Genomic DNA, 19,443 nt, shown 5'->3' with positions numbered 1-19,443 from the left:
ATTTTGCGTCCCGACGAACTAGTCTTCCAGTTACCGTCCGGACGTGGCGTCCGGGCCAGCTGCTCGTCGTGGAGGTTGGAATCGTGAAGACAAAAGGTGCGCTGCTGCGGGAGCACAACAAGCCGTGGGCGATCGAGGAGATCGAGCTGGGCGATCCCAAGGCGCACGAGATCAAGATCAAGATGGAAGCCGCGGGCATGTGCCACTCCGATCATCACCTGATGACCGGCGGCATCCCGATGGCCGGTTTCCCGATCCTGGGTGGCCACGAGGGTGCGGGTGTCGTCGCCGAGGTGGGCGAGGGTGTCACCGACTTCGAGGTCGGCGACCATGTGGTGCTGTCGTTCATCCCGTCGTGCGGCAAGTGTCCCTCGTGCCAGTCGGGCATGGCCAACCTGTGCGACTTCGGCGCGATGCTGCTGCAGGGCGAGGCCGTCTCGGACAACACCTTCCGCATCCAGACCGCCGCCGGCGAGAACGTCTATCCGATGACGCTGCTCGGCACGTTCTCGCCCTACATGGTGGTGCACGAGGCGTCGGCGGTGAAGATCGACAAGGACATCCCGTTCGAGGTCGCCGCTCTGTGTGGCTGCGGTATCCCCACCGGTTACGGCTCGTCGACCCGTAGTGGTGACGTCCGCCCGGGCGAAGACGTCGCGATCGTCGGCGTCGGTGGTGTCGGCACCGCTGCGCTGCAGGGCGCGGTGATCTCCGGTGCGCGCAACGTGTTCGCCGTCGACCCGGTGGAGTGGAAGCGTGAGCAGGCACTGAAGTTCGGCGCCACCGCCGCCTTCGCGTCGGTCGAAGAAGCCGCCATGGCGATCGCCGAGACCACCCACGGCGGTATGTGCCAGAAGGTGATCGTCACCGTGGGCGAGGTCCACGGCAAGGACGTCGACCTGTGGATGGGAATCACCGCCAAGGGCGGCACCTGCGTCCTGACCGGTATGGGCAACATGCTCGAGAGCGATGTGACCCTCAACCTCGCGATGCTGACCCTGCTCCAGAAGAACCTGCAGGGCTCGATCTTCGGCGGTGCCAACCCGAAGCTCGACATCCCGCAGCTGCTGTCGATGTACAAGATCGGCAAGCTCAACATCGCCGACATGATCACCCGCCAGTACCGCCTCGACCAGATCAACGAGGGCTACCAGGACATGCTGGACGGCAAGAACATTCGCGGTGTCATCCGCTACACCGAAGAGGACTGGTGAGCACCCGGGTATCGTGACCCGATGTGTCTGTCCTTGATTCTCTGACGGAATGGCCCGTCGACCACGCGTCGGCGGCGATCATCACCCGTGACGGGGTCGCCGAACAATTCGGCGACCCCGCTCGCGTCTACGAGCTCGCCTCGGTCACCAAGCCACTGGTGGCCTACGCGGTTCTCGTGGCTGTCGAGGAAGGGGCCGTCGAACTCGGCGACCCGGCGGGGCCGTCGGGGTCGACTCTCGCGCATCTGCTCTCGCATGCGTCCGGCCTCGCCTACGACACCCGGGAGGTGGAGGCGCCGCCGGGGGAGCAGCGAATCTACTCGAGTTCGGGCTTCGAGGTGGCCTCCGAGGTCGTGGCGGAGGCCACCGGTATCGAGTTCGGCCGCTACCTCTCCGAAGCCGTGTGCGCGCCGCTGGGGATGCCGTCGACCACGCTCTACGGACCGGCCGGGCACGCCGCGCGATCGAGTGCGGCGGATCTGGCGGTCTTCGCACAGGAGTTGCTGAATCCGCGCCTGCTGGCGCCGGAGACGTTCGGACAGCTGACGTCGGTGCGGTTTCCCGGGCTCGACGGGTTCGTCCCCGGCTTCGGCAAGCATCGCCCCAACGACTGGGGGATCGGCTTCGAGATCCGGTCGGAGAAGTCGCCGCACTGGACCGGAACGCGGAACTCACCTCGGACATTCGGGCACTTCGGTCAGGCGGGGACGTTCCTCTGGGTGGACCCGGTTCTCGACGCCGCCTGCGTCGTGCTGACGGATCGCCCGTTCGGCCCATGGGCGAAGCCGTTGTGGAGTGAGTTCAACGATCGTGTCGTCAGTGAACTCTCGTCACAAGAATGAATATTCATCGCATCAGAAACTGGCGCAACACGTACACCATGAGGCACAATTGACCTCACGAGTGTGATATCCGCTGTCGCGAGGTGTGTTGGGGAAGACGTTCCTCGTCGACAACGGAGGTGAACAAGGTGCGCAATCTGAACCAGTTTGCGGACATGACAACAGGAGTGGTGTACATCCACTCGGCGCCGGCGGCGCTGTGCCCGCATGTGGAGTGGGCTCTGTCGTCGACCCTGAATGCGCGCGCCAACCTGAAATGGTCGGCACAGGATGCCGAGCCGGGCATGCAGCGTGCCACTGTCGACTGGGCGGGACCGGTCGGCACTGCTGCACGTCTGGTGACGGCTCTACGCGAGTGGTCGGCGCTCCGCTTCGAGGTGACCGAGAACCCGAGCGAGGGTGTCGACGGTGAGCGCTTCTGCTATGTCCCGGGCCTCGGCCTGTGGCGCGGTTCCACGAGCGCCAACGGCGATGTCATCATCGGCGAGAACCAACTGCGCTCGATGATCGAGTCGCAACCCGACAGTGCCGGGCTCGCAGGCGAACTCGAGGGCGCCCTGGGCACCGCATGGGACAACGCGCTCGAGCAGTACCGCATGGGCGGCGCGGGCGCAGAGGTCACCTGGTTGCAGCAGCGCGTGGGCTGACCCTTCGAGACGCCCTCCGCAAGCTCCGGGCTCCTCAGGGAGCGGGAAGCGTGGGACGCCCTCCGCAAGCTCCGGGCTCCTCAGGGAGCGAGAAGCGTGAACAGACGAGTGCCCCGGTCCTGAGAAGGGCCGGGGCACTCGTCGTCGGTGCACACGCGTCAGAGCGGAATGTTCTTGTGGCGTCCGCGGCGCGCGGGTGCGGCCGCGAGCGCCTCGGCGATGATGCTCCTGGTGTGCGCGGGATCGATGATCTCGTCGACCACGCCGATGGACTGGGCGCGTCCGACACCGCCGGCGATCGCCTCGTGCTCGGCGGCGAGACGATCGTGCAGGGCCTCGCGCTCCTCGTCGGGCGCCGCGGCGAGGGCCTTCTTGTGCAGGATGCCGACGGCGGCCTTGGCGCCCATGACGGCGACTTCCGAGCCGGGCCAGGCGAAGACCGCGGTCGCCCCGAGCGCGCGAGAGTTCATCGCGATGTAGGCACCGCCGTAGATCTTGCGGGTCACCAGGGTGACGCGGGGGACGGAGCACTCGGCGAAGGCGTGCAGGAGTTTGGCGCCGCGGCGGACGACGCCGTTCCATTCCTGTCCCACACCCGGCAGGTAACCCGGCACATCGGTGATCACGATCAGCGGGATGCCGAACGCATCACACAGACGGACGAAACGCGACGCCTTCTCCGCACTCTCGGAGTTGAGGCAACCGCCCATGCGCAGCGGGTTGTTGGCGATGACGCCGACACTGCGACCCGACAGTCGGCCGAAGCCGACCACGATGTTGGGTGCCCACTTCGCCTGCAGCTCTTCGAAGCTCGAGATCTCGGTCTCGCCGTCGGCGGCCGTGTCCGAGTCGAGCAACTGCGCGACGACGGGGTGCACGTCGTAGGCGCGCCGGTTCGACTCCGGCAGCAGGGATTTCAAATCGGTGTCCCCGGCACGTGCGTGCTCGAGGTCGAAATGGCCCTGCTGGGTGAAGGTCGACACCAGGCGCCGTGCCCGCCACAGCGCGTCTGATTCGGAATCGGCGACGATGTGACAGACGCCGGACTTCTTGCCGTGGGTGGCCGGGCCGCCCAGGGATTCCATGTCGACTTCCTCGCCGGTGACGCTCTTGACGACGTCGGGACCGGTGACGAACACGCGACCGGCGGGCGCCATGATCACGACATCGGTCAGCGCCGGGCCATATGCGGCCCCGCCGGCCGCGAAACCGACGACCACCGAGATCTGCGGGATGTACCCGGAAGCCCGGACCATGGCCTCGAAGACCTGACCGACCGCGTGCAACGCCTCGACACCCTCCGCGAGGCGAGCGCCACCCGAATGCCAGATGCCGATGACCGGCGCCTGCTCGGTGATGGCGGTGTCGATGGCGTTGACGATGTGGGCACACCCCACGACACCCATGGCCCCGCCCATGACGGTCCCGTCGGTGCAGTACGACACCGTGCGAACGCCGTGGACGAGACCGATGGCGGCCTGGACTCCGGACTTGTCGCGCGGATGGAGCAGCGACATCGTCCCCTCGTCGAAGAAGTTGGTGAGCCGCAACAGTGGGTCGCGGGGATCGGCAGCTTCTTCGCGGCCGGGAACGGGAGCCAAGGTCGTCATCGATGTCTCCTGGGTGTCGGGGTGCGGCTGATGGTCAGTAGCGACCGAAGGCGAGAGCCACGTTGTGCCCGCCGAAACCGAACGAGTTGTTGATCGCGTACTCGATCTGTCCGTAGCGGGGTTCGCCGTGGACGACGTCGATGTCGCACTCGGGGTCCAGGTTCTCGAGGTTGAGGGTCGGCGGGATGACGCCTTCCTCGATGCTCTTGATGGTCAGGACCGATTCGAGTGCTCCGACGGCGCCGATCGAGTGACCGAGGGCCGACTTCGGCGCGTACACCGCTGCGTGCTGGCCGATGGCGGACAGGATGCCCGCGGCCTCCGCGGTGTCGCCGATGGGAGTCGACGTCGCATGCGCGTTGATGTGGGTGATGTCGGACTTCTGCAGACCGGCGGTCTGCAGGGCCCGGGTCATCGCCCGCGCGTTGCCCTGCCCACTGGGGTCCGGAGCGACGAGGTGGAACCCGTCGGAGGTGATACCGGAACCGAGGAGGCGTGCGTGGATGTGCGCGCCGCGTGCTCGTGCATGCTCTTCGCGCTCGAGGATCAGCATCGCCGAGCCCTCGCCGAAGACGAAGCCGTCGCGATCCTTGTCGAACGGACGCGACGCCGCGGCGGGATCGTCGTTGCGCGTGCTCATCGCCCGCATCATCGAGAATGCCGCGATCGGCACCGCGTCGATGTGTCCCTCGACGCCACCGGTGAGCACCATGTCGGCGTCACCCATCACGATGTGGCGCCATGCATGAGCGATCGCCTCTGCACCCGAGGAACAGGCCGAGACGGGGGTGATGACGCCGGCGCGTGCACCGACGTTGAGTCCCGCGACGGCCGCAGGCCCGTTCGGCATTGCCATCGAGACGGCGAGCGGAGACACCTTGCGGTAGTTGCCGGTGCCCTCCATGGCCTGAACGGCGTCGACCATTGCGTCGGCGCCACCCTGACCGGTTCCGATCACGACCGCCAGGCGGTCCTTGTCGATGTCGGGTTCGCCGGCCTGCGCCCAGAGGCGCTTGCTCATCACGTGGGCGATGCGTTCGACGTAGGCCATCCGTCGGGACTCGACGCGCGTGACCTCCTCGGCAGGATCCTGGAGGAGACGACCGCCGATCCGTACCGGCAGGTTGTACTTGGTGATGAAGTCGTCGGTCAGCTCACGGATGCCCGATTCGCCGGCCAGCAGGTTCTTCCAGGTCGAGTCGAGATCCCCACCCAACGAGGTGGTGGCCACCATGGAGGTGACCACCACACTCGGGAAGTTCCCACCCAGCGTGTTGTACTCGCGGAGGGAAGAGGGGGTCATCAGGCCTCGTCTGCCTCGACCTGCGCCTTGATGGCTGCGGCGGCCTCGGGGTTCTCGTTCTCGAGCTTCTGGATGTAGGCGACGGCGTCACCGACGGTGCGCAGCCCGGCGAGATCCTCGTCGGGGATCTTCACGCCGTACTTGTCCTCGGTCTGGACCGCGATCTCGACCATGGACAGCGAGTCGATGTCGAGGTCGTCGACGAACGACTTCTCGAGAGTCACCTCGGACGGCTCGATGCCGGTGACTTCCTCGATGATCTCGGCGATGCCGGCAATGAGTTGTTCCTGGGTGGCAGCCACTGTGGCGTTCCCTTTCCTTGGCTTGGTTGACTTCATGGTTTCCGGAGCGCAGAACGGACCGAATGGTCCGCGCGCTTGGACACGCCGGCGTCAGGCCGACGTTCCGGGGGTCGCGGACCAGCCGCGACCGCTATCCAAGTTCGGTGATCTTCGCGATGTCGCCGGGCTCCTTGAGCGCCAGCGCAGGAGTCCCCTTGAGCTCGCGCTTCGCGATGCCCACGAGTGTGCCGGCCGGGGGGAGTTCCACCACGGCGGACGCGGAGTGGTCGCGCAGGTATGCCGAGCAGAGGTCCCACCGGACCGGCTTGGTGACCTGGCCGACCAGTTTGGTCAGCGCGTCGGCGCCATCGGACACCGGCTGCCCGTCGGAGTTCGACAGGAGTGTGCGGACCGGGTCGGACGGGGTGATCTGAGCGGCGGCCGCGGCCACGGCTTCCTGGGCGGGCGCCATGAAGTGCGTGTGGAATGCGCCGGCGACCGCGAGCTTACGGATGCGGGCCTTCTCCGGCGGCGAGGCGATGAGTTCGTCGATCTGGGCGACGGCGCCAGCGGCGACGATCTGCCCGGCCGCATTGCGGTTGGCGGCGACGAGGTCGAGTTCGGCGAGTCGGGCGAGGACCGCGGCTTCGTCGCCACCGAGGACGGCGGCCATGGTCGTCGGTTCGATGGCGCAGGCCTTGGCCATCTCCGAACCGCGGATCGCGGCCAGCGTGACGGCTTCGTCGGCAGAGATCACCCCGGTGATCGCGGCGGCGGCCAGTTCGCCGACCGAGTGCCCGGCGACGACGGCGTCGGACGGCAGGTCGGCGTGCTTGCGGACCTCGTCGTAGGCCAGCAGCGCGGCGACCACGACCAGCGGCTGGGTGACCGCGGTGTCGGTGATCTCCTCGGCGGTCGCGGTGGTGCCGAGGCTTTCCAGGTCCAGCTGCGTCAGCTTGGACCAGGTGGCGATCTGGTCACGCGCGCCCGGCAGTTCGAGCCATGGCACGAGCATTCCGGGTGTCTGGGAGCCCTGTCCTGGGGCAAGCATCGAAAGCACGTGACCAGAGAACACCCTTTGACCCCCGTATGTGGGTGTGGAGAAGCATGAACCTTGTTGCTGGCTTTTGTGGGGTTCCCACAAACTTGACCGTGAGGTCACCTGGTTCGTCATCAGTCCGAGATTTGTTACCTAACCGTGTTCTCAGGGTCCCTATCAGCGGAAACGCTAAATCGGACATGTAACTGCTGTGACTCAAGTGGCAGATGACCGCGATTTGTGCCGGAAGTGTGTCAGACGACCCACCGTCGACGCGACCCTCAGAACGTAGGCGTCCCGCGGGTTTGTGGGGTCTCGTCCTGTGATTTCCGAAATTTTCTTCAGTCGATACCTGACCGTATTTGGATGTATGTACAGAATCCGTGCACATGATTCGACCGAGCCGCCGGAGTCCAGATACGCCTCGAGCGTCGTGGTGAGTGTCGACCCGCCGTCGGCGAGTGGATCCACGAGTGAGTCCACGAGCGCGGACATCGCCGACTCGTCACCGTTGAGTGCGCGCTCGGGGAGCAACTCGAGGCTGTGAACGGGCCGCGGCGCGCTGGGCCAGCCCACCACCGCCTCGATGCCGGCCATCGCCTCGGTGGCACTCGAATGTGCGCTGCCGAGGTTGGGCATCGTCGGGCCGATGACGACCGGGCCCTCGGCGAAGTGGGAGAGCAGTGCGCCGACGAATTTCTCCGTCGGCCGGATGGGGCCGCTCACGATGGCCACCAGCACCGCGCCCTGCACGACAGACAACGCCGAGCGGTCGAACTGCTTGGCGGTCGTGTGAATGGCGAGGGGGACCGAGACGTTCTGTTCGGGGGGAGGGGTGCCCACGATGACCGTGGCCGGTGCGTCGGAATCCCAGTTGAGGGCGGCAGCCCGGGACAACAGCTGGGGACCGGTGTCGCCGCGCACCACCGCGTCGACGACCAGCGCCTCGAGCCGGGAGTCCCACGCGCCGCGGGACTCCGCGGCGGAGGCGTAGATCGCGGCCGCGGCGAAGCCGATCTCGCGTCCGTACCGGAGGACCGACTCGGTGAGGGCACGCAGCTGTGCGTCGTTGCGGGCGAGCAGCGGCAGCCACTTCTCGAAGAACTCCATGGCGACGCGGACCATCTCGACGGTCTGCAACAGAGTGATCCGGCGGGCCAGATCCTGCGGCACCACCTGGAAGGCCTGGACCGTGAACTTCACGTTGCCCTCGGGATCCTGGATCCACTCGACGAAGTTGACCACCGCGGTCTGCACGACCAGCTGCACACTCGCACGCTGGGCGGCGTCGAGATCGGAGAAGTACGGCAACTGGTCCTGCATCGAGTGGACCGCCTCGGTCGCAAGACGCCCGCTGTACTGCTTGACACGCCGGAGCAGGGTGTCGGGCAGTGCGTCGTGGACGGTGGCGGGGGCCGGTACGTGGGCACCCCGCTCACCGAACACGTCAGCCGGTGGTGGCTTCTTGTTCACGCGGGGCTCGGACACGCCCTCAATCTAGACCCCGACGGTGTTGTCCGAGGTCGCGGCACTCGATCGAGGGCGGTCCGCGCGTGGTTCAGGCGACGCCCGGGTCGCTGGTCTGCTCGGGCGCAGCCGCCACATCGGTGATCTGGTACTTCTCGGCTGCCTCCTTGGCCACCGACATCTCGATGTTGCCGTCACGGGCGAGCGCCACGAGGACGGCGACGACGATCGACTCGGCGTCGACGTTGAAGAACCGTCGTGCCGCCGGACGGGTGTCGGAGAAACCGAAACCGTCGGTGCCGAGCGTGAGGTAGGTGCCCGGCAGGTAGGCGCGGATCTGCTCCTGCACGCCTCTCATGTAATCGCTGACCCCGACGAACGGGCCGGCGGCGTCGGCGAGCAACTCGGTCAGGTACGCGGGTGCGGGCTCGGTGCCCGGGTCGCGCAGGGCCTCGCGGTCGGCCCGGATGCCGTCGCGGGCGAGCTCACTCCACGAGGTCACCGAGTACACATCGGCCCCGACGTTCCACTCGTCGGCCAGGAGTTCGGCCGCCCGGAGTGCGTCGGGCATCGTCACCCCGGACACCAGGATGTTGGCCGGATGCTCCTTGCCCTCGGGTGCCTTCTTGAATCGATAGGCGCCCTTGACGATTCCCGTGGGGTCGAGGCCCTCGGGTTTCGCAGGCTGGCTGATCGGCTCGTTGTAGACCGTCAGGTAGAAGTAGACGTTCTCCGGGTCGTCGCCGTACATGCGGGTGAGGCCGTTGTCGACGATGTGGCCGAGCTCGTAGGCGAAGGCCGGATCGTAGGCGACGACCGCGGGGTTGGTCGCGGCGAGCAGCGGCGAATGACCGTCGGCGTGCTGGAGGCCTTCGCCGGTGAGGGTCGTACGGCCCGCCGTGGCGCCGATGACGAATCCGCGCGCCATCTGGTCGGCGGCGGCCCAGAAGCTGTCACCGGTGCGCTGGAAACCGAACATCGAATAGAAGATGTACAGCGGGATCATCGGCTCGTCGTGCGTCGCGTACGACGTTCCGACGGCGGCGAAGCTGGCTGCCGAGCCGGCCTCGTTGATCCCCTCGTGGAGGATCTGACCCTCGGTGCTCTCCTTGTAGGCGAGCATCAGTTCGGCGTCGACCGAGGTGTAGAGCTGGCCGTTGCGGTTGTAGATCTTGAGGGTCGGGAACCACGAGTCCATTCCGAAGGTTCGCGCCTCGTCGGGGATGATCGGCACGATCCGCTTGCCGATCTCCTTGTCGCGCAACAGATCCTTGAACACCCGAACAAGTGCCATGGTGGTGGCGACCTGCTGCTTGCCCGAGCCCTTGGCGGTTGCCTTCAGCGCCGAACTGACGTCGGCCTTGAGCACCTTCGCCTTGGTCCGGCGACTCGGGAGGAAGCCGCCGAGGGTCTTGCGGCGATCCAGCATGTACTGGATCTCCGGCGAGTCCTTGCCGGGATTGTAGTACGGGGGCAGGTACGGATCCTTCTCGAGCTGCTCGTCGGAGATCGGGATGCGCGTCGAGTCGCGGAACGCCTTGAGGTCGTCGAGCGTCAGCTTCTTCATCTGGTGGGTCGCGTTGCGGCCCTCGAAGTGCTTGCCGAGCGTGTAGCCCTTGATCGTGTGGGCCAGGATGACCGTCGGCTGGCCCTTGTGGGTCATCGCCGAGGCATAGGCGGCATGGATCTTGCGGTAGTCGTGACCACCGCGCTTGAGGTTCCAGATGTCGGCGTCGGACAGGTCCTTGACCAATTCCTTCGTCCGCGGATCGCGGTTGAAGAAGTGCTCGCGGACGAACTCGCCGTCATTGGCCTTGTAGGTCTGGAAGTCGCCGTCGGGCGTGGTGTTCATGAGGTTGACCAGCGCGCCGTCGCGATCGGCGTGGAGCAGTGCATCCCACTCGCGGCCCCAGATGACCTTGATGACGTTCCATCCGGCGCCTCGGAAGTACGACTCGAGTTCCTGGATGATCTTGCCGTTGCCGCGGACCGGCCCGTCGAGACGCTGCAGGTTGCAGTTGATGACGAACGTCAGGTTGTCGAGACCCTCGGTGGCGGCGAAGCTGGCGAATCCTCGGGATTCCGGCTCGTCCATCTCACCGTCGCCGAGGAAAGCCCAGACATGCTGGTCGGAGGTGTCCTTGATGCCGCGGTCGTGGAGGTAGTGGTTGAACCGCGCCTGGTAGATCGCATTCATCGGGCCGATGCCCATGGAGACGGTCGGGAACTCCCAGAAGTCGGGCATGAGCCGCGGGTGCGGGTAGGACGGCAGTCCGCCGCCCTCGCCCGCGTGGCTGTGCTCCTGACGGAAGCCGTCCATGCGGGCCTCATCGATCCGGCCCTCGAGGTAGGCGCGCGCATAGATGCCGGGGGAGGCGTGACCCTGGATGAAGATGTGGTCGCCGCCGCCGGAATGGTCCTTGCCGCGGAAGAAGTGGTTGAAACCGACCTCGTACAGCGATGCCGACGAGGCGTAGGTGGAGATGTGGCCGCCGACGCCGACGCCGGGTCGCTGGGCGCGGTGGACCATGATCGCGGCGTTCCAGCGGATCATCTGGCGGAAGCGTCGTTCGACGTCCTCGTCACCGGGGAACCACGGCTCGGCCTCGGTGGGGATCGTGTTGACGTAGTCGGTGGACGTGAGCGCGGGGATGGACACGCGCTTCTCGCCGGCCCGCTCCAGCAACCGCAGCATCAGATACCGGGCGCGTCCGGGGCCGGCGGCGTCGAGCAGGGCGTCGAACGAGTCGAGCCACTCGGAGGTCTCGTCGGGGTCGATGTCGGGCAGATAGGACGCGACTCCTTCGCGGATGACACGGACTCGTTGTCCGGCGGCGCGTCCGTTCGAGCGTGCACCGGTGTCACCGGCGTGTGTGCTCGGTACGACGTCCGATGTCGCATGGTCCATCTGGTTGGTCACGGTGATGCCTACTCCCTCTGACAGGCCGGACTGGGGGTGGTGGTCCGGCCGCATGGCGTGACACCGCCGCTCCGATGTTGTGCGGTGTCACCCCTCATCGTGCCCCATGTGACGTGGCTTGGCACCGACTGGATCTGTGTACGCTGTCGCACTCGCGTCGGTGCGGTAGCGTCCACCGAACCGTTACTGATCAGTAAGGAGAGGCGATGCCGGGCAGCGGGGGGACCGTGCTCGACCGGGCTGTGCACGGTCGTCGTCGGATCGCAACGGCCTTCGTCCTCGCCGTCGGGGCGATGGTGTCGGGAGCGTGCGCGTCCACGGTGGGCGGCGCGGGATCGCCCGTGCCGGGTGAGGTCGCGGTCTACCGGTCCGAACTCTCGGCCTCGGCGGCCGCGGAGGTTCGGGCCGAGGGCGTCGAACTGTGTCGGGAGTCGTTGGCGTCGATGGTCGTGATGGTCCGCGGGTTCAACACGTTCATCGCCCGGCTCAACACGACCCATTCGTATCCGGCCGTCGGAGACCTCGACGAGAAGGCCCGCGCGAGTCTGATAGCCGGATCGGATCAGATCCGCCCGAAGATCACCGGTTCGGCACCCGCGGAGGTGTCGGCGCCGGCGCGGACATTCCTCGACTCGACGGCACGCCTCGAGAACGCGATCCGTCGTGAACTCGACACGGGGCTCAACCCGGTGTCGGGGCAATGGTCCCGGGACAAGGCGCGCCTGCTCGACGTCTGCGGTGCGTACACGCCGCTCCCGGCAGCGTCGTCGGCCACGCCGCGTACCCCCGCCGTCCCGACCACGACGGGTACGTCTCGTCCGGGCGGTTGACACCCAGGGGGTCTGGGTAAGGATTGCGCGGCGACGTTCACCGGCACGACCGCTCAGGGCGGTGACCCGGGGGCGAAACGCCGAAACCGGTGACGGCGTTCGGCTTGCAATGTGAGGCTTTAGGCTGTTGCCTATGCTGACAGGCGAGTCGGTGTCCGGGAACGCACCCGGTGCCGACCCGGACGCACACAACGCGGAGGCGTACAACGCTGACGCACACAACGAATCATCACCTTCAGGAGGTCACGCGCGGTGGTAGCCGCCACGGACGGTAGCAACGCCCAGAAACTGGGTCTTACCGCGGGCTTGGTAGTGCAGGAACTCGGCTGGGATGAGGACACCGACGACGAGCTCCGGGCCGACATCGAGGACGCGATCGACGCCGAGATGGTCGACGAGGACGCCGACGATGTCGTCGATGTCGTGATCCTCTGGTGGCGCGAGGGCGACGGTGATCTCGTCGACGCCCTGATGGACGCCATCGGGCCGCTGGCCGAGGACGGTTATGTCTGGGTGTTGTCGCCCAAGACAGGTCAGCCCGGTTATGTGGACCCGAGTGAGGTCGCAGAGGCCGCGCCCACGGCCGGATTGACCCAGACATCGGCGATCAGTCTGGGTGACTGGTCGGCTGCCCGACTGGTCCAGCCGAAGGCCCGCTCGGGCAAGAAAGCATGAGCGCAGAGCCGCCTTCTGCGCCTCTGACCGTCGGCGATCGTGCGCCTGACTTCGCGCTGCGCGATCAGAACAACCAGCTCGTGTCGCTGTCGGCACTGCGAGCTGACCGCAACGTGCTCGTGGTGTTCTTTCCGCTTGCCTTCACCGGCACCTGTCAGGGCGAGTTGGGCTACATCCGCGATCAGCAGCCGCGATTCGACAACGACGAGGTGACCACCGTGACGGTGTCGGTCGGTCCGTCGCCGACCCACAAGGTGTGGTCCGCCGCGCAAGGATTCCTGTTCCCGATCCTGTCGGATTTCTGGCCGCACGGCGACACCGCGCGCGCCTACGGTGTGTTCAACGACGAGCGCGGGTACGCCAACCGTGGGACCTTCCTCGTCGACCGTGATGGCCTCATCGCCTACGCCGACATGGTCGGCCCGGGTGAGGTCCGCGACAACGCCGTCTGGGACAAGGCGCTCGACGTCGTCGGCTGAGTTCCGACATCGCCCGGCCCGGGTGTGCAGGGGGTGAAAACCCGTTGCCTTTCGGGGGGTACGACGGTGTGATGTGAGGGCCCGCGACCCGGGCGCTCACGAAAGGAACTCCTCATGCCGACCATGGCGTCGTCCAAGGTGCTGAACTACGCATCGCACGTGGACGACAACACTCTCGCTCAGGCGGCCCAGACCGCCCGGATGCCGTTCGTGCACCCGCACATCGCTCTCATGCCCGACGCGCACTTCGGGATGGGGTCTGCGGTGGGCACGGTCATTCCGACGACCGGTGCGGTGATCCCGGCCGCCGTCGGTGTCGACATCGGCTGCGGCATGATCGCCGTCCAGCTGCGCCTGCGCGCCGGCGACATCTCCGGAATGGACCTCGGGCGGTTGCGGACCGGGATCGAGGATGCGATCCCGCTGTCGCCCGGCAATTACAACCGCGGTCTGGACCGGTTCGCATTCACGCGGGCGCGCATCGACTCGCTCGCCGAACTGGCGACGAATGATGGTGTGGACCTGTCGCATTCGCCGAAGTGGCGGGAGCAGCTCGGGTCGCTCGGTGGGGGAAACCACTTCATCGAGCTGTGCCTCGACGAGCGGGACGTGGTGTGGCTGTTCCTGCACTCGGGTTCGCGCGGTGTGGGAAACAAGATCGCGCAGAAGCACATCAAGATCGCCCAGAAGCTGTGCAAGCAGTGGTGGATCGACCTGCCGAACGCCGATCTCGCCTACCTTCCGCAGGGCACCCGGGAGCTGACCGCCTACCTGCGCGAGCTCGGGTGGGCGCAGCGGTTCGCCTTCGAGAACCGGGCGGAGATGATGGACCGGTTCGTCGCGGTCTTCGCCGACTGGTTCGGTGCGCACGACGACGCGGATGCGCTCGAGGTGGACCGGATCAACTGCCACCACAACTACACGGTCAAGGAGACGCACGCCGGCAAGGACGTGTGGCTCACGCGGAAGGGCGCGATCGATGCTCACGAGGGCGTTCGTGGTGTGATTCCCGGCTCGATGGGGACGCGGTCATATGTGGTGCGCGGCAAGGGCAACGAGTCGGGTCTCTGCTCGGCGCCGCACGGTGCGGGTCGTCGCTTCTCCCGGACCGAGGCGCGCAAGCGGTTCACCGCTGACGACCTCGCGGCCCGGATGGCGGGAATCGAGTACCGGCACGGTGAGCAGTGGGTCGACGAGATCCCCGACGCGTACAAGGACATCGACCAGGTGATGGCCGATGCCGTGGATCTGGTCGACATCGAGCACACGTTGCGGCAGATCCTCAACGTGAAGGGCACGTGACAACCGTTCGTTCTCCAGACTGACCGAATCCCGAAGGTGCCCAGCACCTTCGGGATTCGGCCGTGTACGGCGAGGGAATCAGTTCCCGGACAGCTTGTCCTTGATGTTCGACGCGGCGTCCTTCACGCTCTCCACGCCGTCCTTGACAGCCGCGGAGAGCTGATCGCCTTTGCCTTCGCTCTTGAGCTGGTCGTCACCGGTCACGTCGCCGGCGGTTTCCTTGGCCTTGCCCGAGAGGTCCTCGGCCTTGTTGCTCACCTTGTCACTCAATCCCATTTTCCTCTCCTTCATCTCATCTGTAGGACAACGACCTCGGGTGAGGTCGCCTCTGGTCATCTGTTGCGATTCAGCTGTCCAGGTGGACGAACGCCTGAACGTCTACTCCGGACTGTCCCAATGCGGTTCGGATCGCCGCGACTGTGTCGGAGACCGGTGCGGTGACCTCATCGAAACTGCGGTTCGGTTTCGCCGAGACCTCGAGTCGGATGATGCTGCGCGATCGATCGTCGATCGCTTTCGCGGTCACCTTCTGGAACAGCGGGTTACCGGCGAGCTCGGTTGCGGCTGCGCTCGCGATCACTTTCGGTGCGACGGTGAGAGTTCCGGTCGCATCCGAACCGTCGAGCAGGGCGTCGTCGACCGCGCGGGGCCGTATGTTGGTGGCCAGCAACAGCAGACCCCATCCGACCGCGATGACGGTCATGCCGGCGAGGACCCAGGTCCACCAGGACGCCTGCGCCGCATCGAGAGCGGCGCGCTCGTCGAAGCGTTCGACCCACCCGGCCACCGGGTCTGCACCGACCCGCCAGGCAACGGCGGCGCCGCCGACGGCGATGAGCACCAGGGCCACGAGTCCGACCGACAGCCGATGTGCGGTTGCGGGAAGACGATTCATCGCACGCTCCTCGGTCCTCGATCGCGCACACGCACCACGACCTTCGGCGACGACTGCAGGCCGGCGGCCACCGCGGTGGCCGTGCTCTCGATGAGTGCACGGTCGGCGATCTGGGTCCGTACGCCCACGGTGCAGGTCAACTTGCGCCGGGTGACGACCGTGTCGGCGTCGAGCACGCCGGGCAGGTCGGAGACCGCAGCGCTGCACCGTCTCGCGACGTCACCGGGGCGCGTCCACATCCCGTCGTCGCCGGAGAGTGCGAGATGTGTCCGGCGTCGCGGTTTCACCGCGATCCACAAGAGGACCAGACCGAGGATGATCGCCCCGATGGCGGCGGGCCACATCCAGTTCTGCCACTGCAGGTCCGCGATCCACTCGGCCGCGGTGAGCGAGAACGCCCGGCCGTCCAGCCACGCCGCGCTGACGGCGATGTCACGCACGGCCACCGCGCCGAGTGCGATGAACGCGAGTCCCAGTGCGGCACCCGCGATGGCGGCGCCGGGCAGGGCAGCGGGCGGAAGTGCGTGCTCGGAGTTGCTGATCCGGTGCTCGCGAGGGCTGAGGTCCGGTTCGAGAGCGGTCTGCGTCATCGTCGTACCCCCATGTCGGTGCTAGTGGTCGGAGAGAGCTCGGCGGTGTCGTGCTGTGGGTCGGGCGTGACTTCTTCTGCGCCGCTGGTCCGGGAATCGTCTCGGACAGGCGGCAGGTCGACGTAGCCGCCCTGGAGTCGTCGGATCGCCTGCCGTTGTTCCAATCTGGTCACCGTCACGTCAACGCGGAGCGGCACGACCCCGGTCAGTCGCTCGACCTCCGCGGCGACGTGATCACGTGTGCGACGGGCCACCTCGGCGACGGCGCACGGCCATTCGAGCGCGACGGACAAGGCGATCCGCGAGCCGCCGGCGTGAATGGTCGCGTTGGGCAGGGCAGTCCGTTCGCCGACCGGCCCGAGGACGGAACCGACGCCGCCGCGATGGCGGACGACCCCCGAGATGTCGAGAGCCGCCCGGGCCGCGATCTTCTCGAGAACGCGGTCGGCGATGGAGAGTGTTCCCGGCGAGGCGTCGGCGTGCATGCCCTCACCCCGGACGGCGCCCGGATCGTGGTCAGCCACGACCCCGACTCCGGAGGAGTGCGCCCAGGTCGATGACGCCGTCCCGGTTCAGGCCCAGCACGAGTCCGGCAGCGCCGAGCACCACGGCCAGCAGGAACCCCGCCAGCCCGCCTGCCACGGCCGCCAGAGCGAGCAGGAGACCCACGAACAGACCGATTGTCGCGTTGTTCATTCCTTGTCACCTTCTTCTGCGGGAACACCGACGTTGATGTCGGCGATGGTCACCGTGATCGGCCTGGCCGCGATCTCCTCCGCGGCGTCGCGAACCTGCGCGGCGACGCTGTGCAGGTCGTGGGTGAGGTCGACGACGATGTGGATCGCGCCGGCGTCGTCGTCGAGGGAGACACCCGAGACACGTTGTCCCGGCAGGTATGTGGCGACCTCGCCGAACACGCCGCTGTGCAGGCCGGTCACGCCGGGGACGGCGAGTGCCGCGGTGGCGAGCTGCTGCGCCAGACCCGGCGAGTCCACGTCTCCGGGAACGCCGGTCATCACTGGACTCGCGGAGTGGTGTTCGACTCCTGGTCGTCGTCACCGAAGGCGATGTCGCGCACGGTCACGTTCACCTCGGTGACCTCCAGTCCGGTCATCTGCTCGATGGCGGTGATCACGTTGCGTCGAATGGCCGCCGCGAGTTGGTGAATCGCCACTCCGTACTCGGCGACGATCGAGACGTCGACGGCGGCCTGGCGCTCGCCGACCTCCACCTCGATGCCCTGGGTGCTGCTCACGGTGGTGCCCGGGAGGACGTCGCGAACCCGCCCGACGACACGCTCGGTGGTGCCGCCCAGATCGTGGACGCCGTCGATCTCGCGCGCGGCGATGCCTGCGACCTTGGCGACCACGATGTCGGCGATGGAGGTGCGTCCTCGATCGCCCGACGCGTCGCGGCGCGCGAGTTCACGGCCCGCGCCTGCATCATCGCGCTTTGCGGCGACGGTGGTGGCGTCGTCCTTGGTGGCGTCCTTGGTGGTGGTGGCGCTTGCGGACATGTCGAACTCCTTCGGTCGTCGTGTCTTCTTCGTAGACGGACCGCGTTCGGATGATGCGCTATCGCAAAGGCTGTTCACGATCCGTCTGTAAGGTCAGTCGGGACGGACGGGGGGAGTTGCACGCATGGGACCCAGTGATTCGGCTCACAGGCAGTCGCTCGACCTTTCGGAGCTCGGCGATGACGAGCTCGCGGGCGCCGCCGCTGTCGGCGACACCGAGGCGTTCGACGTCCTCGTCCGGCGTGTGACGCCGGGTCTGTTGCGGTACATGCTGCGGATGGTCGATGGTCAGCAGACCGCCGAGGATCTCACGCAGGAGACCCTCCTCGATGCGTGGAAAGGCCTGCCCGACTTCGCCTTTCGGAGCAGCTTCCGCACCTGGATGTTCACCATCGCACACCGGAAGGCCGCCGATCACCACCGGCGCAGACGCGACGTCCCCTTCGACGACGAGCGGTTCGCCGAGCTGGAGGCCGCCGGGCCGCTGCCCTCCGACATGGCCGAGCGCAGCCTGCTGATCGACGCCCTCCGCGCCGAATTGGACAATCTTCCGGCGAATTCGCGCGCAGCGTGGTGGCTCAAGGAAGTCGAGGGGCTTACCCTCGAAGAAATCGGACAGGTGTTGCGCATCACCACCGGATCGGTGCGCGGCCACCTCCAGCGCAGCCGGAAGTACCTGTTGACCCGTTTGGAGCCGTGGAACCCTGGTAAACCCACAGCTACGAACATCGTCGACGACCGGGAAGGAGGGGACAGCGATGTCTGACAGGATCTCGCCAGACCCCGCCGGACCCGATGTCACCGATTCGTGGCTCATCGAGGCGACGCAGCAGATCGCGGCCGAGCCGACGAGCGACATCGAACAGCTGATCTCGTCGATTTCCGGCAACCTCCGGCGCATCCGCCGCCCCGCACGGACGCTGGCGACCGATGATCCCGGCATCAAGACGAGCGACCGCGTCGTCCAACAGTTGATCGCCATCCGCACCCGCCGCGAACTGGGTCGGCTCACGGTGTTCGTCTCCGTCGACGGCTCCGGCGACGCCGTCGAGGGTGTTCGCGTCGGATTGATCGCCCGGTACGCCGACGACCTGCCCGCGCTGTCCGACGAGGTGCGCGACATCGTCGACGCGGTGCTCATCGAGGCGATCGGTCGCCAGAGCAGTGCCGACGCCCGCCGGAACATCGCGGTGCGTTGGCAGGACGTGTATACGCGGGAGTGGCTCAGCCGCTAGCGATTTCATAGCTCGAAGCCGTGCTGGGCGCGGGTTGGGGCTAGGGGATCAGTCGCGAGTCGACTACGCTGGCGATCTTCGCATCAAGCGGAGTCTCTCGGAGGCGTACATGCCCAACCTTCATCCGTCGCGCTCATGGCGCGGGTGCGCTCTGTGCAAGCCCCATAAGCGCCGCGGCCACGGCCGCGCGGCCCGCGATCCGATGGCCGTCCGCCGGCAACTCGGCGTCGGACGTCGTTACGGCCGGGGGTTTGTGGGGGAGTGATCGATGCCCCCGCGCGACGCTGTACCGCACTCCGGCGAGGTGGCCGTTCGCGAGGCTGCAGGGCTCGGTCAGGCGACCTTCGGCCTCGTGGCGACGACCGCGGTGGCCAAAGCGGCGGCCCCGAAAAGCAGCCACACCGACGCAGGCTGACGGGTCACCAGCAAAGCAGCAGCGCCGATGGCGAAGATGGTCACGCTCGTGACGTTCTGCCTGTTCATTCCCGTGCTCCTCGTCGTCCCACGTCTCTGATCGGTTCGTCGTAGCTCAGAACGTCCATGCCGGATCGGGGATGAGATGGACGGAGACCGGTCTTCGGCTGTCTCGTGACTAAAT

23 protein-coding genes are annotated in these 19,443 nt (G+C 66.9%); 9 read left to right on the top strand and 14 right to left on the bottom strand.

What is annotated here, in order from left to right:
- Positions 1–83 precede the first annotated feature (83 nt).
- The 3 genes from ACSUZC_RS14935 (at position 84) to ACSUZC_RS14925 (ending at position 2,703) form a co-directional block, all read left to right on the top strand.
- A complete protein-coding gene (locus ACSUZC_RS14935) occupies positions 84–1,214 on the top strand; it encodes an NDMA-dependent alcohol dehydrogenase (protein WP_439029303.1) in 1,131 nt (376 codons plus the stop codon).
- 23 nt (positions 1,215–1,237) lie between these two features.
- On the top strand, positions 1,238–2,056 hold the full coding sequence (locus tag ACSUZC_RS14930; protein WP_439029302.1) for a serine hydrolase domain-containing protein: 819 nt from the start codon (positions 1,238–1,240) through the stop codon (positions 2,054–2,056).
- A 128-nt stretch (positions 2,057–2,184) separates the two neighbouring features.
- Positions 2,185–2,703, top strand: coding sequence for a DUF3145 domain-containing protein (locus ACSUZC_RS14925; RefSeq protein WP_439029301.1), 519 nt, complete (start codon positions 2,185–2,187; stop codon positions 2,701–2,703).
- A gap of 158 nt (positions 2,704–2,861) precedes the next feature.
- Here ACSUZC_RS14925 and ACSUZC_RS14920 read toward each other — a convergent pair whose 3' ends face one another.
- The 6 genes from ACSUZC_RS14920 to aceE all read right to left on the bottom strand — a co-directional run bounded on the left by ACSUZC_RS14920 (position 2,862) and on the right by aceE (position 11,377).
- On the bottom strand, positions 2,862–4,313 hold the full coding sequence (locus ACSUZC_RS14920; RefSeq protein WP_439029300.1) for an acyl-CoA carboxylase subunit beta: 1,452 nt from the start codon (positions 4,311–4,313) through the stop codon (positions 2,862–2,864).
- 34 nt (positions 4,314–4,347) lie between these two features.
- Positions 4,348–5,616, bottom strand: a complete 1,269-nt coding sequence (locus ACSUZC_RS14915) for a KasA/KasB family beta-ketoacyl-ACP synthase (RefSeq protein WP_439029299.1) — start codon at positions 5,614–5,616, stop codon at positions 4,348–4,350.
- On the bottom strand, positions 5,616–5,918 hold the full coding sequence (acpM, locus tag ACSUZC_RS14910) for a meromycolate extension acyl carrier protein AcpM (RefSeq protein ID WP_004022984.1): 303 nt from the start codon (positions 5,916–5,918) through the stop codon (positions 5,616–5,618). Before acpM ends, ACSUZC_RS14915 begins: the two co-directional genes overlap by 1 nt.
- 130 nt (positions 5,919–6,048) lie before the next feature.
- Positions 6,049–6,957, bottom strand: a complete 909-nt coding sequence (locus ACSUZC_RS14905; protein WP_439029298.1) for an ACP S-malonyltransferase — start codon at positions 6,955–6,957, stop codon at positions 6,049–6,051.
- Between the two features lie 195 nt (positions 6,958–7,152).
- On the bottom strand, positions 7,153–8,424 hold the full coding sequence (locus tag ACSUZC_RS14900; protein ID WP_439029297.1) for a PucR family transcriptional regulator: 1,272 nt from the start codon (positions 8,422–8,424) through the stop codon (positions 7,153–7,155).
- 70 nt (positions 8,425–8,494) lie between these two features.
- Positions 8,495–11,377 (bottom strand): pyruvate dehydrogenase (acetyl-transferring), homodimeric type, encoded by a 2,883-nt coding sequence (aceE, locus tag ACSUZC_RS14895; RefSeq protein ID WP_439029296.1) that lies wholly within the window; start codon positions 11,375–11,377, stop codon positions 8,495–8,497.
- Between the two features lie 239 nt (positions 11,378–11,616).
- Between aceE and ACSUZC_RS14890 the strand changes: the two genes are divergently transcribed.
- From ACSUZC_RS14890 to ACSUZC_RS14875, 4 genes are all read left to right on the top strand, one after another.
- Positions 11,617–12,153 carry a hypothetical protein gene (locus tag ACSUZC_RS14890; RefSeq protein WP_439033137.1) on the top strand — a complete coding sequence of 179 codons (537 nt, stop codon included), beginning with the start codon at positions 11,617–11,619 and terminating at the stop codon, positions 12,151–12,153.
- Positions 12,154–12,405: 252 nt separating this feature from the next.
- On the top strand, positions 12,406–12,828 hold the full coding sequence (locus tag ACSUZC_RS14885; RefSeq protein ID WP_439029295.1) for a DUF3052 domain-containing protein: 423 nt from the start codon (positions 12,406–12,408) through the stop codon (positions 12,826–12,828).
- Positions 12,825–13,307, top strand: a complete 483-nt coding sequence (locus tag ACSUZC_RS14880) for a peroxiredoxin (protein ID WP_439029294.1) — start codon at positions 12,825–12,827, stop codon at positions 13,305–13,307. The genes ACSUZC_RS14885 and ACSUZC_RS14880 overlap by 4 nt, the downstream gene beginning before the upstream one ends.
- 114 nt (positions 13,308–13,421) lie before the next feature.
- Positions 13,422–14,609 (top strand): RtcB family protein, encoded by a 1,188-nt coding sequence (locus ACSUZC_RS14875; RefSeq protein ID WP_439029293.1) that lies wholly within the window; start codon positions 13,422–13,424, stop codon positions 14,607–14,609.
- A gap of 78 nt (positions 14,610–14,687) precedes the next feature.
- On the opposite strand, the gene ACSUZC_RS14870 is transcribed toward ACSUZC_RS14875, so the two are convergent.
- From ACSUZC_RS14870 to ACSUZC_RS14840, 7 genes are all read right to left on the bottom strand, one after another.
- Entirely contained in the window at positions 14,688–14,885 is a 198-nt protein-coding gene (locus tag ACSUZC_RS14870) for a CsbD family protein (protein ID WP_439029292.1), read from the bottom strand.
- Between the two features lie 70 nt (positions 14,886–14,955).
- Positions 14,956–15,504: a hypothetical protein gene (locus tag ACSUZC_RS14865; RefSeq protein WP_439029291.1), complete on the bottom strand. Its 549-nt coding sequence runs from the start codon at positions 15,502–15,504 to the stop codon at positions 14,956–14,958.
- Positions 15,501–16,094, bottom strand: a complete 594-nt coding sequence (locus ACSUZC_RS14860; RefSeq protein WP_439029290.1) for a DUF6286 domain-containing protein — start codon at positions 16,092–16,094, stop codon at positions 15,501–15,503. The genes ACSUZC_RS14865 and ACSUZC_RS14860 overlap by 4 nt, the downstream gene beginning before the upstream one ends.
- Complete coding sequence (locus ACSUZC_RS14855; protein ID WP_439029289.1) at positions 16,091–16,618, bottom strand: Asp23/Gls24 family envelope stress response protein; 528 nt, start codon at positions 16,616–16,618, stop codon at positions 16,091–16,093. The genes ACSUZC_RS14860 and ACSUZC_RS14855 overlap by 4 nt, the downstream gene beginning before the upstream one ends.
- Entirely contained in the window at positions 16,611–16,790 is a 180-nt protein-coding gene (locus ACSUZC_RS14850; RefSeq protein WP_439029288.1) for a DUF2273 domain-containing protein, read from the bottom strand. The genes ACSUZC_RS14855 and ACSUZC_RS14850 overlap by 8 nt, the downstream gene beginning before the upstream one ends.
- A complete protein-coding gene (locus ACSUZC_RS14845; RefSeq protein WP_439029287.1) occupies positions 16,787–17,110 on the bottom strand; it encodes a hypothetical protein in 324 nt (107 codons plus the stop codon). The genes ACSUZC_RS14850 and ACSUZC_RS14845 overlap by 4 nt, the downstream gene beginning before the upstream one ends.
- Positions 17,110–17,610 (bottom strand): Asp23/Gls24 family envelope stress response protein, encoded by a 501-nt coding sequence (locus ACSUZC_RS14840; RefSeq protein WP_439029286.1) that lies wholly within the window; start codon positions 17,608–17,610, stop codon positions 17,110–17,112. The genes ACSUZC_RS14845 and ACSUZC_RS14840 overlap by 1 nt, the downstream gene beginning before the upstream one ends.
- A gap of 124 nt (positions 17,611–17,734) precedes the next feature.
- On the opposite strand from ACSUZC_RS14840, the gene ACSUZC_RS14835 reads away from it, so the two are divergent.
- Both ACSUZC_RS14835 and ACSUZC_RS14830 read left to right on the top strand, forming a co-directional pair.
- Positions 17,735–18,376: an RNA polymerase sigma factor gene (locus ACSUZC_RS14835; protein ID WP_439029285.1), complete on the top strand. Its 642-nt coding sequence runs from the start codon at positions 17,735–17,737 to the stop codon at positions 18,374–18,376.
- Positions 18,369–18,845, top strand: a complete 477-nt coding sequence (locus ACSUZC_RS14830; RefSeq protein ID WP_439029284.1) for a hypothetical protein — start codon at positions 18,369–18,371, stop codon at positions 18,843–18,845. The genes ACSUZC_RS14835 and ACSUZC_RS14830 overlap by 8 nt, the downstream gene beginning before the upstream one ends.
- A gap of 333 nt (positions 18,846–19,178) precedes the next feature.
- On the opposite strand, the gene ACSUZC_RS14825 is transcribed toward ACSUZC_RS14830, so the two are convergent.
- A complete protein-coding gene (locus tag ACSUZC_RS14825; RefSeq protein ID WP_439029283.1) occupies positions 19,179–19,328 on the bottom strand; it encodes a hypothetical protein in 150 nt (49 codons plus the stop codon).
- Between the last annotated feature and the right edge of the window lie 115 nt (positions 19,329–19,443).

The sequence above is a fragment of the Gordonia terrae genome (genome assembly GCF_051789125.1).
GTDB lineage: Bacteria > Actinomycetota > Actinomycetes > Mycobacteriales > Mycobacteriaceae > Gordonia > Gordonia terrae_A.
This window is presented reverse-complemented; position numbering and strand designations above follow the sequence as displayed.

Excerpts from the sequence above, each read along its gene's own strand:
- ACSUZC_RS14915 (WP_439029299.1), bottom strand. The coding sequence starts at position 5,616 with ATGACCCCCTCTTCCCTCCGCGAGTACAACACGCTGGGTGGGAACTTC.
- ACSUZC_RS14830 (WP_439029284.1), top strand. The coding sequence starts at position 18,369 with ATGTCTGACAGGATCTCGCCAGACCCCGCCGGACCCGATGTCACCGAT.
- ACSUZC_RS14840 (WP_439029286.1), bottom strand. The coding sequence starts at position 17,610 with ATGTCCGCAAGCGCCACCACCACCAAGGACGCCACCAAGGACGACGCC.
- ACSUZC_RS14920 (WP_439029300.1), bottom strand. The coding sequence starts at position 4,313 with ATGACGACCTTGGCTCCCGTTCCCGGCCGCGAAGAAGCTGCCGATCCC.
- ACSUZC_RS14890 (WP_439033137.1), top strand. The coding sequence starts at position 11,617 with ATGGTGTCGGGAGCGTGCGCGTCCACGGTGGGCGGCGCGGGATCGCCC.
- ACSUZC_RS14835 (WP_439029285.1), top strand. The coding sequence starts at position 17,735 with ATGGGACCCAGTGATTCGGCTCACAGGCAGTCGCTCGACCTTTCGGAG.
- ACSUZC_RS14875 (WP_439029293.1), top strand. The coding sequence starts at position 13,422 with ATGCCGACCATGGCGTCGTCCAAGGTGCTGAACTACGCATCGCACGTG.
- ACSUZC_RS14850 (WP_439029288.1), bottom strand. The coding sequence starts at position 16,790 with ATGAACAACGCGACAATCGGTCTGTTCGTGGGTCTCCTGCTCGCTCTG.
- ACSUZC_RS14860 (WP_439029290.1), bottom strand. The coding sequence starts at position 16,094 with ATGACGCAGACCGCTCTCGAACCGGACCTCAGCCCTCGCGAGCACCGG.
- ACSUZC_RS14845 (WP_439029287.1), bottom strand. The coding sequence starts at position 17,110 with ATGACCGGCGTTCCCGGAGACGTGGACTCGCCGGGTCTGGCGCAGCAG.
- ACSUZC_RS14880 (WP_439029294.1), top strand. The coding sequence starts at position 12,825 with ATGAGCGCAGAGCCGCCTTCTGCGCCTCTGACCGTCGGCGATCGTGCG.
- ACSUZC_RS14825 (WP_439029283.1), bottom strand. The coding sequence starts at position 19,328 with ATGAACAGGCAGAACGTCACGAGCGTGACCATCTTCGCCATCGGCGCT.
- ACSUZC_RS14865 (WP_439029291.1), bottom strand. The coding sequence starts at position 15,504 with ATGAATCGTCTTCCCGCAACCGCACATCGGCTGTCGGTCGGACTCGTG.
- ACSUZC_RS14870 (WP_439029292.1), bottom strand. The coding sequence starts at position 14,885 with ATGGGATTGAGTGACAAGGTGAGCAACAAGGCCGAGGACCTCTCGGGC.
- aceE (WP_439029296.1), bottom strand. The coding sequence starts at position 11,377 with ATGCGGCCGGACCACCACCCCCAGTCCGGCCTGTCAGAGGGAGTAGGC.